Annotated in this window: 14 protein-coding genes; 4 read left to right on the forward strand and 10 right to left on the reverse strand. The window is 63.3% G+C overall.

Translation table 11 applies throughout. The features are described 5' to 3' along the window. Nucleotides 1-110: 110 nt before the first annotated feature. Both ybaK and ACM9LZ_RS02720 read left to right on the forward strand, forming a co-directional pair. Complete coding sequence (gene ybaK / locus ACM9LZ_RS02715; protein ID WP_416617802.1) at nt 111-593, forward strand: Cys-tRNA(Pro) deacylase; 483 nt, start codon at nt 111-113, stop codon at nt 591-593. Between the two features lie 117 nt (nt 594-710). Further along, complete coding sequence (locus tag ACM9LZ_RS02720; protein ID WP_416617803.1) at nt 711-1,730, forward strand: GGDEF domain-containing protein; 1,020 nt, start codon at nt 711-713, stop codon at nt 1,728-1,730. Between the two features lie 153 nt (nt 1,731-1,883). Here ACM9LZ_RS02720 and ACM9LZ_RS02725 read toward each other — a convergent pair whose 3' ends face one another. The 10 genes from ACM9LZ_RS02725 to ACM9LZ_RS02770 all read right to left on the reverse strand — a co-directional run bounded on the left by ACM9LZ_RS02725 (nt 1,884) and on the right by ACM9LZ_RS02770 (nt 10,802). After that, nucleotides 1,884-3,596 carry a long-chain-fatty-acid--CoA ligase gene (locus ACM9LZ_RS02725; RefSeq protein ID WP_416617804.1) on the reverse strand — a complete coding sequence of 571 codons (1,713 nt, stop codon included), beginning with the start codon at nt 3,594-3,596 and terminating at the stop codon, nt 1,884-1,886. A gap of 238 nt (nt 3,597-3,834) precedes the next feature. Further along, a complete protein-coding gene (gene mnhG / locus ACM9LZ_RS02730; protein ID WP_416617805.1) occupies nt 3,835-4,203 on the reverse strand; it encodes a monovalent cation/H(+) antiporter subunit G in 369 nt (122 codons plus the stop codon). Further along, nucleotides 4,190-4,528 carry an MrpF/PhaF family protein gene (locus ACM9LZ_RS02735; protein ID WP_416617806.1) on the reverse strand — a complete coding sequence of 113 codons (339 nt, stop codon included), beginning with the start codon at nt 4,526-4,528 and terminating at the stop codon, nt 4,190-4,192. Before ACM9LZ_RS02735 ends, mnhG begins: the two co-directional genes overlap by 14 nt. Further along, complete coding sequence (locus ACM9LZ_RS02740) at nt 4,525-4,998, reverse strand: Na+/H+ antiporter subunit E (protein ID WP_416617807.1); 474 nt, start codon at nt 4,996-4,998, stop codon at nt 4,525-4,527. The genes ACM9LZ_RS02735 and ACM9LZ_RS02740 overlap by 4 nt, the downstream gene beginning before the upstream one ends. After that, nucleotides 4,995-6,566 carry a Na+/H+ antiporter subunit D gene (locus ACM9LZ_RS02745; RefSeq protein ID WP_416617808.1) on the reverse strand — a complete coding sequence of 524 codons (1,572 nt, stop codon included), beginning with the start codon at nt 6,564-6,566 and terminating at the stop codon, nt 4,995-4,997. Before ACM9LZ_RS02745 ends, ACM9LZ_RS02740 begins: the two co-directional genes overlap by 4 nt. Continuing rightward, on the reverse strand, nt 6,563-6,910 hold the full coding sequence (locus tag ACM9LZ_RS02750; RefSeq protein WP_416617809.1) for a Na+/H+ antiporter subunit C: 348 nt from the start codon (nt 6,908-6,910) through the stop codon (nt 6,563-6,565). The genes ACM9LZ_RS02745 and ACM9LZ_RS02750 overlap by 4 nt, the downstream gene beginning before the upstream one ends. A gap of 11 nt (nt 6,911-6,921) precedes the next feature. After that, entirely contained in the window at nt 6,922-7,323 is a 402-nt protein-coding gene (locus ACM9LZ_RS02755; RefSeq protein WP_416617810.1) for a Na+/H+ antiporter subunit B, read from the reverse strand. Next, nucleotides 7,320-9,638 (reverse strand): putative monovalent cation/H+ antiporter subunit A, encoded by a 2,319-nt coding sequence (locus ACM9LZ_RS02760; RefSeq protein ID WP_416617811.1) that lies wholly within the window; start codon nt 9,636-9,638, stop codon nt 7,320-7,322. The genes ACM9LZ_RS02755 and ACM9LZ_RS02760 overlap by 4 nt, the downstream gene beginning before the upstream one ends. A 244-nt stretch (nt 9,639-9,882) precedes the next feature. Then, nucleotides 9,883-10,011 (reverse strand): hypothetical protein, encoded by a 129-nt coding sequence (locus ACM9LZ_RS02765; protein ID WP_416617812.1) that lies wholly within the window; start codon nt 10,009-10,011, stop codon nt 9,883-9,885. 62 nt (nt 10,012-10,073) lie between these two features. Next, nucleotides 10,074-10,802 (reverse strand): alpha/beta fold hydrolase, encoded by a 729-nt coding sequence (locus ACM9LZ_RS02770; protein ID WP_416617813.1) that lies wholly within the window; start codon nt 10,800-10,802, stop codon nt 10,074-10,076. Between the two features lie 172 nt (nt 10,803-10,974). Between ACM9LZ_RS02770 and ACM9LZ_RS02775 the strand changes: the two genes are divergently transcribed. Further along, nucleotides 10,975-12,615 (forward strand): DEAD/DEAH box helicase, encoded by a 1,641-nt coding sequence (locus ACM9LZ_RS02775; RefSeq protein WP_416617814.1) that lies wholly within the window; start codon nt 10,975-10,977, stop codon nt 12,613-12,615. 3 nt (nt 12,616-12,618) lie between these two features. After that, a complete protein-coding gene (locus ACM9LZ_RS02780) occupies nt 12,619-12,861 on the forward strand; it encodes an Lrp/AsnC ligand binding domain-containing protein (protein ID WP_416617815.1) in 243 nt (80 codons plus the stop codon). Nucleotides 12,862-12,867 lie beyond the last annotated feature (6 nt).

Consider the following 12,867-nt stretch of genomic DNA (forward strand, 5'->3'; position numbering starts at 1 on the left):
GTTGGTATCAAAGTGTATCAAGGCGCGTTCCACCGGATGGCTTGACCGTCGGGGTGTCGCGCATTGAAAATGGCACCTTGCCAACTTCCTGAAAGCACGTGTCCCTTCCCATGTCCGCGAAATCGACCCCGGCGGTGATGGCCCTGAAGATGGCGGGCGTGGCCCACCGGCTGCTGGAATATGATTATGATCCCGATGCCGATGCCATTGGCATGGCGGCAGCGGCGGCGCTGGGCGTGGACCCCGCCACCCTGTTCAAGACACTGGTCACGGATGTCGAGGGGGCGGGCCTGGTGTGCTGCGTCATCCCCTCCCCCGCGCGGCTGGACCTGAAGGCCGTGGCTGGCGCCGCTGGCGGCAAGCGTGCCGCTCTGGCCGATCCCCGGCACGCGGAAAAGATATCCGGTTACGTGATCGGCGGCATCAGCCCGCTGGGCATGCGCCGCCGGCTGCCGACCCTGATCGACCGCAGCGCCGAAACCCTGCCGGAAATGATCATGAATGGCGGGCGGCGTGGCCTGCAGATCGCCGCTGCCCCGGCCGACATCGTGCGCGTCCTGTCGGCGCGACTGGCTGCCATTACCGCCCGGTGAACTTTCGGTCTAGGACCTGCTGTATCTATATTGATGGTGCTCACTACCGCCCCTGTCTGACTTGCATATACAAGTCTGTCGTAACACCTTGTCAGACAAGATTTGCAAGGAGGCGGAATGGACCAGGGTACGGTAGGTGGTTTAACCGAGGTCGTCGGCCGTGAAGGTTCACGGCTGTCGGCCCTGCATCGATATGATATCCTTGACACACCGCCAGAGCCGCAGTTCGACCGCATCGTGTCCATGGCTTCGCGGATGACGGGTGCCCCCATAAGCCTTCTGAGCCTGATCGCCGAAGACAGGCAGTGGTTCAAGGCCCAGGAAGGACTCGGCAGTACGCAGACACCACGCTCGCTTGCCTTTTGTGACCATGCCATCCGGCATCGCGGCGTCATGGTGGTAAAGGATGCGCTGACCGATGCGCGTTTTGCGGACCATCCGATGGTGACCGGCACCCCGAACATTCGCTTCTATGCCGGTGCCCCCCTGATCACGCGCGATGGACACGTCCTGGGTACGCTGTGCATCATCGACCGGCAGCCGCGCGCGCTTTCAGTGCGTGAGGAGGGGTTCCTGCTGGATCTGGCCGCCATAGCCATGGATGAGCTTGAGTTGCGCCTCGCCAACCGGGAACTGGCGGCGCTGGCCCGCACGGATCCGCTGACGGGATGTTTCAATCGCCGCACCTTTCTGACCCTGGCGGAACGGGAGATCGGGCGCCTTCAGCGGGCGGGCAATGATCTTGCGGTGATGCTGCTGGACATCGACCATTTCAAGCGGGTGAATGACCACAATGGTCACGAAGCCGGCGACCATGTGCTCAGCGCCTTTGCCCGGCGGATAAGTGACACGGTGCGTGTACAGGACATATTTGCCCGCCTGGGCGGCGAGGAATTCGGTCTGATCATGCCCGACACAAATCTGACCGCCGCACAGCAAACCGCAGAACGGCTTCGCGAGGCAGTGATGGCAACACCGGTGGAAACCGGCAGCCTGTCCATCCCCGTGACTGTCAGTATTGGCGTCGCTCAGGTGAAAAAAGGAGAAAGAAGCATCGACATCGCCATGCGTCGCGCCGATTGCGCCCTGTACCTTGCCAAGCTGGAAGGCAGGAACCTCGTGCGTACACATATTTGACACCCCGCTGCATTGATCAGAACCTGTTGCTCTGATCAATGCAGCCCAGGTGCCGGGCGGCGACATCCGGCGAGCGCGCTACGCGCGCCGAGGCTTGCGGGCGCTCAACGCGCCAATGATGCGGTGATGAATTGCTCTCGCCGCTGCCTGCGCTCAGCCTGTCTTTTTGCTATTGGCTTCCAACTCGTCCAGCAGGGCCTTGCGCGACAATTTGCCGATCATGGTCTTCGGCAGTTCATCGCGGAATTCGTAAAGCTTGGGCTGCTCGATGGTGGACAGCTTGTCCTCCAGGAAGGCCTTGATGTCCTCCTTGGTCAGGTCCTGTCCTTCGCGCTTCTTGATATAGGCCTTGACCGTCTGGCCGCGATAGGGGTCCGGCACGCCCAGCACGATGCATTCCGCGACGCCGGGATGCTGGTAGATCGCTTCTTCCACATTGCGGGGATAGACATTGTAGCCACCGGCCAGGATCATGTCCTTGATCCGGTCGACGATGAAGATATAGCCGTCATCATCGAAATAGCCGACATCGCCCGTGTGCAGCATGCCGCCGTCCAGCGTCTCCGCCGTGGCCTCCGCCTTGTTCCAGTAACCTTTCATGACCTGCGGGCCAATGATGCAGATTTCGCCCCGCTCACCGTGCGGCAGTTCCGTCTTGCGGTCCTCCAGGCTGATGATCCGGATCTGCGTGCCGGGCACCGGCAGACCGATCGAGCCGGCCCGATTGGCATGCGGCGGATTGATCGTGGCGATGGGGGAGCTTTCCGACAGGCCATAGCCCTCGACCAGCTTGCAGCCGGACAGTTCCTCGAACTGTGCCTTGACCTCCACGGGCAGCGGCGCGCCGCCGGAGTTGCAAAGCTTGATGGAGGACAGGTCGTACTTCGCCACATCCTTGTGATTGTTGATGGCCGTATAGATGGTCGGCACGGCCGGGAACTGGGTCGGCTTCTTCTTGTCGATGACCTGCATGACCTGGTCCAGTTCGAACCGGGGCAGCAGGATCATCTCCCCGCCCTTCATCAGGCTGAGATTCATCACGCAGGTCATGGCGAAGACATGGAAGAAGGGCAGCACGCCCAGCATCCGTTCCTCTCCGTCGACCGCCTCATGGAACCAGGTCACGGCCTGGCGGGTGTTGGCTGTGATGTTGAAATGGGTCAGCATCGCGCCCTTCGGCGCCCCGGTGGTGCCGCCGGTATATTGCAGCACGGCGACATCGTTCACGGCATCGATCGCCACCGGCGCCGGCCGGCCGTCATTGGCGATCAGGTCCTTGAACCACACATGTTTGTCGTCCGACGGGATGGTGGCGATTTCCTTGCGCTTGGCCAGCGGAAACAGCCAGTTCTTGGGAAAGGGCAGGACGCCGGCCATCGGCACGACGATGATCTTCTGCAACCGCGTCTGGCCGAACATCCTGGCCAGCTTGTCATAGGTCACCTTCAGATCGAGACTGACGATCCAGTCCGTCTCGCTGTCATTGATCATATGGACGATTTCCCGCTCGGCATAGAGCGGGTTGTAATTCACGACGGTGCCACCGGCCTTCAGGATGCCGAAATAGCAGATGACCGAGTAAGGCGTATTGGGCAGGAACAATCCCACCTTCTGCCCCTTCTTCAATCCCAGCTTCTGCAACCCCGCAGCGAACCGGTCGACCAGGGCGCCGACCTCCGCATAGGTGTATTTCTTGTCCAGGAAGTCGATGCAGGGCCGGCTGGCAAACCGCGCAACGGCATTGTCCAGCATGGCGGGCAATGATTGGGCGGGCAGGTCGATATCCCAGGAAACATCTGGCGGATAGCTCTTCTCCCAGATAAAGGGCTCGCGCTGTCCTTGCGGCTTCACTGCGGCATCGGCCATATCCGTCCTCCCGGTCCCGTGTCGTTGAGCGCCCGCTGCCCCGGCGCTTTCATTGACCTATATCGGGTGGGAAATCGCAACCTCAAGCGATTATTCCGGGTGACGTTACGGAAAGTGTGCCGATTTTTCGCAGAATGGAAGTCAAGTGGATTTTGAACGCTCGTCCCACATTTCCGGACATGCCGGCAAACCGGCGGTCAATGGCCCGCGAACCCGCTGTGTCCCTGGCAAATCCGTATCAATTCCCGCCCAGCCGATTGGCCGGATCATCGGGCGTGCCGCGCAATTCATCAACAACCATCCCACTCCACAATTTCTCGCTGCTGGCATAAAGCGCGCGGCCGATCATATGGGCGGCCACGGGGGTGGTCAGCAGCAGGAAAAGAATGGCCGCCCCCGCGCGCGCCACCACGTCGATACCGGGAAAGAACAGCGCCACGGCCACCAGGATCATGCCGCATCCCAGCGTGCCGGCCTTGCTGCTGGCATGCATTCGGGTCAGTGCGTCGGGCAGCCGGATGACCCCGATGGCGGCGATCAGGCTGAAAATGGCGCCGGCCAGAATCAGCAGGCCGAGAAATCCCTGCCAGATATCAAGGAACGTCATCTTTGTCCTCCGCGGCTTGCTTTTCCGGTGTTTCCGCCATCTTCTGATTGTAGACTGCCGCCTTGTGTTCCAGGAACCGTGCATAGGCGACCGTGGCAAAGAAGGCCACCAGCGCCAGCGCAATCGCGGCATCGAGGAAGACCACCTGATCGATATGGATGGCGAACAGCGCGATGAACGCCACGGCCAGCACCGTGAACAGGTCGGCCGCAACGATCCGGTCCCCTGCCCGCGGCCCGCGCAGCACGCGATACATGGTCATGACCATCGACAGGATGAGGATCACCAGCGAGACCTCAAGGCAGATATAGAAGAAGAAGGTCATCGCAGCACCTCCAGAATCCGCCGTTCCATGTTCGACTTGATTTCACGGCGCACCGCGTCCGGGTCGGAACCGAACATGGCGTGGATGTAAAGCGTCCGCCGGTCCGGCGCGACGTCCAGCGACAGGGTGCCCGGCGTCAGTGTGACGGCGCAGGCGAACAACTCGATCTCCCAGTCTGTCTCGACATCCAGCGGAATGGCGACCACGGCGGGTTGTACCTTCTCCCCGATGCCCACGATGCCGGCAGCCACCTTCAGGGCCGACCAGACGATCTCCTTTGCCAGCCACAGGGTGAAGCCGAGCCCGCCCCAGAGCCGCTGGAAGTAGCTCTGATCCGGATAGAGCGGCCTGGCGATCCACAGGATGAAATGCGACAGCACGATGCCCGAGATGAAGCTTTCCAGGCTGAAATCAGCCATGATGCCCATCCAGGCAAGCGCCAGCAGGATATTGACGACCAGCAGGCTCATTCCATGCCCTCCCCGCCCGCATCTTCTTCAGCGTGAAGGCCACCGATCAGCGTAGGCTGGCTGGCAGCAGGCCCCAGCACGGCATCCACATAGGTGGCCGGATCGCTGAGGCTTTCGGCGACACGGGTGACCGCGTTGGCCAGCGGTTCCGGCCGCAGGCCGATGGCGACCGTGATGATGGACAGCAGCAGCAGCGGGAAGACCAGCGGATAGGACCGGGCCGCGGGCATCTCCTCCAGGCTGGTCGTCCCCTCCTCCGGCGCCCGCTTCCATATCATCTCCACCCACACCCGGCCCACCAGCCAGAAGGTGAGCAGACCGGTCAGCAGCAGGGCCCCGACGATCACATAGTTCCCGGCCCCCAGACCGGCCTGGACCAGCATCAGCTTGCCCCAGAAACCCGACAGCGGCGGAAAGCCGGCCAGCGAGGCCATCGGAATGAACAGCAGGATGCAGAACCACGGCGCCGCCTTGAACAGGCCACCCAGCCTGTCATAGTCGGCGCTTCCCCCGGCCAGCCGCCGCACGACGCCCGCCCCCAGGAACAGGTTGGTCTTCACCACGATGTCATGCACCAGATAGAAGCTGGCCGCGGCCAGGGCCAGCGGGGTGGCGATGGCCAGCCCCATGACCATGCTACCGATATGGGCCACCACCTGCCAGGACCAGGCACGCTGAAGGTTCCGCACGGCCAGCGACGCCAGCACACCCGTGATCATGGTCAGCCCCGCCAGCCAGAGCAGGATGCCATGGGTCCAGGGCTGGTCGCCCGTGAAGATCAACGTGAACATGCGGATCAGCGCATAGACGCCGACCTTGGTCAGAAGCCCCGCGAAAATGGCCTGCACGGTCACCGCAGGGGTGTGATAGGCGGCGGGCAGCCAGGCGAAAAAGGGAAACAGCGCCGCCTTCATGCCAAACGCGATGATGAACAGCACGGCGATGGTGCTGACCAGCCCCTGATTGGCCACCTGCGGCAGGCGCACCGCCAGGTCGGCCATGTTCAGGGTGCCCGTGACGCCGTAAAGCAGCGCCACAGCCAGCAGCAGGCACGTCGTGGCCACCAGGTTGATGCCGACATATTTGACGGCACCGTCGATCTGCTCCCTCGTGCCGCCCAGCGACAGCAGCACGAAGCTGCTGATCAGCATGACTTCGAACCAGACATAGAGATTGAAGACGTCGCCTGTGATGAAGGCGCCGCAGACACCGACCATCAGCACCTGGAAGATGGCATGGAACCCGCCCTGTTCGCGCACCGGATCGATATCGCCCAGGCTGTAGATGGCCACACAAAGGGCCATGACGGACGAAATCCAGACCAGCAGGGCGGCCAGCGGGTCGGCCACCAGCGTGATTCCGAACGGGGCCGCCCAGGATGCCATCTGCACGACCTGGATACCATCATCCATGACGACGGACATCAGCAGGCCCGACAGGATGGTCAAGACCAGCGCACCGGCCAGCGAAAGCACGCGCTGCACCACCGGCCACCGCCAGAAGACCATGCAGAGCGCCGCGGTGACCAAAGGTGTCAGAATGGGGGAAACGGTCAGCCAGCCATTCATGATCTGTCACCCGGTTCCGCCGCACGCATATCGTTCGTGTCCAGCGTGTCCATTTCCTGATAGGCGCGCCAGCCCAGCGCCAGGGCAAAGGACAGAAGGCCGAAGCCGATCACGATCGCCGTCAGGATCAATGCCTGGGGCAAGGGGTTGGAAACGACCGTGGCCATCACCTCTTCCCCCTGGCCGATAAGCGGGGGCATGCCCTGGGTGATGCGCCCGACGGTCAGGATGGAGATGTTGACGGCGTTCGACAGCAATATGACGCCGAACATCATGCGCAGATATTGCCGTGACAGAAAAAGATAGACGGCACAGGCAACCATGCCGCCCACAACCAGGGCCATGATCACTTCCATCAGGCGGGCCCCCCTTCTTCCATCAGGGTCTGGACCATGGCCAGGATGCCGCCCAACACAACCAGATAGACGCCGATATCGAACAGCACCGGCGTGCCCAGGGCACCCAGCCAGAGAGCCGTCATGTAATTCTCTTCCGCAAAGGCCGCCAGCATGCCGGACAGCACACCCAGCAGCAGCCCGACGCCCAGAATGGTGCGGGGGGCGATCCGCAGCGCTTCCTTCATCGAAGCGACGCCGAATGCAAGCGCGTGCAGCGAAAAGGCCACGGCACAGATCAGACCGCCGACGAAGCCGCCACCGGGTTCATTATGGCCGCGCCACAGGATGAAGATGCTGAACAGCATCATCAACGGCATCAGCAGGCGCACACCCGTGCGCAGGATAAGACTGTCCATCATGGCTGTTCATCCTTGTCCTTGCGCCCGGACACACGCGCCTTCAGCAGGGCCAGCACGCCCAGCCCCGCCGTGGCGACCACCGTGATCTCGCCCAGCGTATCGAAGCCGCGGAAATCGACCAGGATGACATTCACCACATTGCGGCCATGGGCCTCCACATAGGACACGTCACCGAAGAAGCGGCTGAGATCGAGCGCCAGCGGCTGGTCCAACACGGCCAGCAGGATGGCGCTGGTCACGCCCCCAATGCCGATGGCGATGCCACCATGCAGCAGGCGCGCCGGGGGGGGCCTGTCACGGCCCTTTGGTAGCAATGGCAGGCGCGCCAGCACCAGGACCAGGATGATGGCCGTCAGCGTTTCCACCATCAACTGCGTGATCCCCACATCCGGCGCGCCGGACACCAGGAAGAACAGCGCGATGGAGACGCCCGTCACCGACAGCGACAGGATGGCCTCCATACGCGACACGGCCCGGACGGCACCGATGGAACCGATCAGCATGCTGACGGCCAGCGCGATCCCCACCGCGTCACTGCCGGCGACGGACAATCCCGGCCATGCCAACGCATCACGGAAGATCAGCGTGGCGCCCAACAGTACCAGAATGCCCGTGAACGCCATCACGAGATACCGGTTGAGCAGACCAGCCTGCAGGATCCCTGTCTGCCACGTGGCCAGACGATCGATCGCCGACAGGATGCGGTCCCAGGCCCTGTCGTGATCGATATGTGTCCTGGCCTGCAGGCGCTCCAGCGCCGCCTTGACCTGCGGCAGCTTGTGGAACAGCCCGACACCGATGGCGATGGTCACAGCCGACAGGCCCAATGCCGGGGTCAGCCCGTGCCACAGGGAAAGCCCCAGCGGAATTGCATCACCACGCACCGCCGACGCGGCCGCTGCCACCAGCCCCTGCGGCAGCCCGCCCCAAAGACCGAACAGCAGCGAGAGGGACGCCAGGAAAGCCGGACCCAGCCAGAGCTCCGGCCCCCCTTCATGCGCATGGCCGGTCGCCTTCGTGGGAGCGCCCGTGAAAGGCTTCAGGAAAACGAGGCCGGCGGCCCCCAGCATGGTGGCATTGGCCAGCACCAGCACCGCCAGCACCAGCCAGTTACCCCGCTCCAGCACACCCTCGTAGATGAGTTCCTTGCCAATGAAGCCGAAAAAGGGCGGCAGGCCGGCCATGGACAGCACGGCCAGCGCGATGAACAGCCCCGTGACGGGCATCTTGTGCCGCAGGCCACCCAACTCCCCCACCTCGCGCGTGCCGGTACCGTGGTCGACGGCGCCGGCACCCATGAACAAGGCCCCCTTGTAAAGGCTGTGGGCCAGCAGGAAAGCGGCGAAAGCGCCGACGGCCCCGTCCGTGCCCGTGCCGATCAGCAGCACCAGCACCCCCAACGCCATCAGCGTCGTGTAGGCCAGAATTTTCTTCAGGTCGGTGGAGCGCAGGGCCATGCCCCCGCCCCACAGCGCCGTGATGCCGCCCGCGATGGTCAGTGACCAGTACCAGGCTTCCGTGCCACCCATTTCGGGGTTCAGCCGGGCCAGCAGATAGACGCCAGCCTTCACCATGGTGGCGGAATGCAGATAGGCGCTGACCGGTGTCGGCGCGTCCATGGCGTTGGGCAGCCAGAAATGGAACGGCACCTGGGCCGATTTCGTGAAGCTGGCCAACAGCAACAGCACGAGCATGGCGGGATAAAGCGCGTGGGTGCGCAGATCGGTTCCCGATGCGGCGATGCCCGACAGGGTCCATTCCCCCGTCGCCTGCCCCATCAGCACCAGCCCGGCCAGCAGCGCCATGCCGCCCCCGCCCGTGACAAGCAGCGCCTGGATCGCGGACCGACGGGACCTTGCATCCTCATGGTTGAAACCGATCAGCAGGAAGCTGGTGACACTGGTCAATTCCCAGAACACGAACAGGCTGACAATGTCATCGGCCGTGACAAGCCCCAGCATCGCCGCCATGAAGCCCATCATGAACAGGTAGAACCGGCCTTCCCGCGGATGGCCACGCAGATAACCACCCGTATAGAGGATGATGAAGGTGCCGATGCCGCTGATCAGCAGGGCAAAAAGCAGCGACAACCCGTCCAGCCGGAAGGAAAGGCCCACCCCCAGCGATGGTGCCCAGGGTGTGTATTCCATCACCGGTTGCCCGGCGGCGATGCCGGGGACCTGCGTCAGGAACCAGCAAAAGGCCCCCAGCGGGACCATGGCCAGAAACCAATGGGATATGGCCGGAAAAATCCGGTTCAAGGTCGGCGCCACAGCCGCCGCCAGGATGATTGCGATGATCGATGTCAGGATCAAGGAACCGCCCGCCGTCATTCATGCTTATAGTTGACGGTGAATATAGGGATTGGCCCGTTCCAGCTTCAACCACTACCGGGAACATATGTGTCGTTTTGTCGCCACACCGTTCCCAAATAGCAACTCGCCAACAGGAAAAGCCGCCCTCGGCCGGTCCGGGCGGCTTTCTAATTCAAGGGGATGATGGGGAATGCCGGGAACCGGCTGTCTGCCGTTACCTGTTCCCGCCCGGTCACCCGCCTGCTTAATGGTGGCCGTGGCCACCATGATGCCCGTGATGAGCGTCATGGCCTTCGGGTGCCTTGATGGCGGCGATGCACAGGGCCGAAAGGACGCTGGCGGCGATGAACAGACCGATGGCGGCGAAACTCATGGGGAATCTCCAAATCCCGGAACGGCTGTAAACTTACCGGCCGGTGGACCGGCATGCAACCGCTATGGTGCCGCCGGCAGCGACAGCCAGTCTCTCATCAGTCCCGTCACCGTCTCCGGTTGCTCCAACGGGGCCAGATGCCCGCATCGCGGGATCACATGCAGCGCCGCGCCACGGATCATCCCCGCGATCTCATGTGAACGGTCCGGCGGCGTCTGGGCATCCTCGGCACCGACAATGACCAGCGTAGGCACCCGGATGGCAGGAAGATCCGGCCGGCTGTCGGGTCGCGACAGGATGGCAGACTGCTGACGACAGAAGGCGTCCCGGCCCACACGGGCCGTCATGGCCAGGACCACCCCGCCGATCTCCGGCACCTCAACATGGTCGGGATGGACCTGCGTGGCCAGCAGGCGGGGTGACATCCCGCGAAACCTGCCCATCCGGGCCAGCGTCAGAAGCGCCTGGCGCCGCTGGCGCTGTTCATCGGTATCGGCACGCGCGCTCGTATCCACCAGGCACAGGCGCGCCACCCGCTCGGGTGCCTGGCGCATGATCTCCATCGCGACATAGCCGCCCATCGACAGGCCGGCCAGCGCGAAACGCGCCGGTGCCTGCGCCAGCACGGCCGCTGCCAGCCCGCCCACCGAGTCCGCCATTGTCAGGTCCGGGACATGGCAATGGGCGATATCAGCAAGCTGCTCTGTCTGGTGCGCCCACAACGCATGGTCGCATAACAGCCCCGGCAGCAGGAGGAGGGGCTGCCTTGCGTCCGGCGTGGGGTGCATCATCGCCCGAAATCCTTGCTCTCAAAGGCCGAAATTGTTATCGAGAGCGCGACCGTAATCGAAGTGCCCCCCTCAAGGCCAATGCCGGGGACGCAAGGTTGTCAACGGTCGCTGTAAACCGCCGCCGACGTCACGGTGTTGTGCTTCGACGTCACTCAAGCCTGACGAAGGTCTAATGCTGTTCTCGGAACTTGGGCTCGGGTCCGAAGTCCTGCGCGCCGTTGAAGAAGTCGGTTACACCACGCCGACGCCGATCCAGGAGAAAGCCATCCCCTGGGTGCTGCAGGGCCGCGACGTGCTGGGCTGCGCCCAGACCGGCACGGGAAAGACCGCCTCCTTCACCCTGCCCATGATCGAAATCCTGGGGCGGGGCCGTGCCAAGGCACGCATGCCCCGGTCACTGATCCTGGAGCCGACGCGCGAACTGGCCGCACAGGTGGCGGAAAATTTCGAGCTGTACGGGAAATACCACAAGCTCTCGATGGCGCTGCTGATCGGCGGCGAGAGCTTTGGGGACCAGATCAAGAAGCTGGAACGCGGTGTGGACGTCCTGATCGCCACGCCGGGCCGCATGATGGATCTGTTCGACCGCGGCAACATCCTGCTGACTGACATCAAGGTTCTGGTGATCGATGAGGCCGACCGCATGCTCGATATGGGGTTCATCCCCGATATCGAGCGGATCGTCAGCCTGTTGCCGCGCAAGCGCCAGACCCTGTTCTTCAGCGCCACCATGCCGCCGGAGATCAAGCGTCTGGCCGACAAGTTCCTGACCTCTCCGGAAGAGGTGACGGTCAGCGCACCCGCCAGCACGGCCACCACCGTGGCCCAGCATCTGCTGGTCGTCCATGACGAGGACAAGCGCGGCGCATTGCGCCATCTTCTGTCGACCGACGACGTGAAGAACGCCTTCATCTTCTGTAACCGCAAGAAGGATGTGGCCGTCGTCCATGGCTCGCTGGTCAAGCACGGCTTCAATGCCGGCGCGCTGCACGGCGACATGGTGCAGTCCAAGCGCACCGAAACGCTGGAGGCCTTCAAGGCCGGCACCATCGATCTGCTGGTCTGTTCCGATGTGGCGGCGCGCGGCATCGATATTTCCAATGTCAGCCACGTGTTCAATTTCGACACGCCGCACCATGCGGAGGATTATGTCCACCGGATCGGCCGGACCGGGCGCGCCGGCAAGTCCGGCCGCGCCTTCACCATCGCCACGCCGGAAGACGGCAAGCTGGTGCAGGCCATCGAAAAGCTGATCGGCAAGGAAATTCCCCGGTTCGAGGTGGAAGGGATCGAGAAGGCTGAGCTGTCATTCGACGATGATGGCCGCCGCCGCCGGGGTGGGCGTCCCGAGAAGAAAGACGACAGGCGCCGTCCGGAACCCCGCAACCGCCGTGACCGGCCGGTGCGCGAAGCTACGGCCGAGCCCGTGGAGACAGTGGAAGCCGCTGCCGCGCCCGAGTCGCGGGAACAGAAGCGTGAGCGCCCCGACCGTGGCCGGTTTGAGGCCCGCGGAGAGGCGCGGGGCGAGTTCCGCCGGGACGAACATCGGCGCGAGCGCGATGACCGGCGTGACGATCGGCGTGATCGCCGTCCCCGCCGCGATGATCTGGACGATGATCGCGGCCCGCCCGTGGTCGGCTTCGGTGACGATGTTCCCGCCTTCATCCTGCGTCAGGCCCGTCCGCCGCGGGCGGCATCGGCCGTTGAATCGGAAGCGGGCACAGACGACCATAAGGCCGCCACGCCGGCCCGCCTTCCGTCGGAGCAAGCGCACATTCCTATTGCCGGTGAAGTCGATACCGCGGGGTCGTGAGCGATGCAGACGATCTTCATCCTGGTGAAGTGCGATTTGGGTCGGGCCTATGACGTCGCTGATCTGGCGGTGCAAAGCATCCCCGAAGTGTCGGAGGTGCATTCCACCTCCGGCCAGTATGACCTGATGATGAAGTGCTTTCTGGAAGATGGTGAGGATATCGGCCATTTCGTGACGGGACAGATACAGACATTGTCCGGCGTGAAGGACACCTTCACCATCATCACCTTCAAGGCCTTCAGTTGAAGGATT

It is taken from the genome of Niveispirillum fermenti, from assembly GCF_048066175.1.
Lineage (GTDB): Bacteria > Pseudomonadota > Alphaproteobacteria > Azospirillales > Azospirillaceae > Niveispirillum > Niveispirillum fermenti.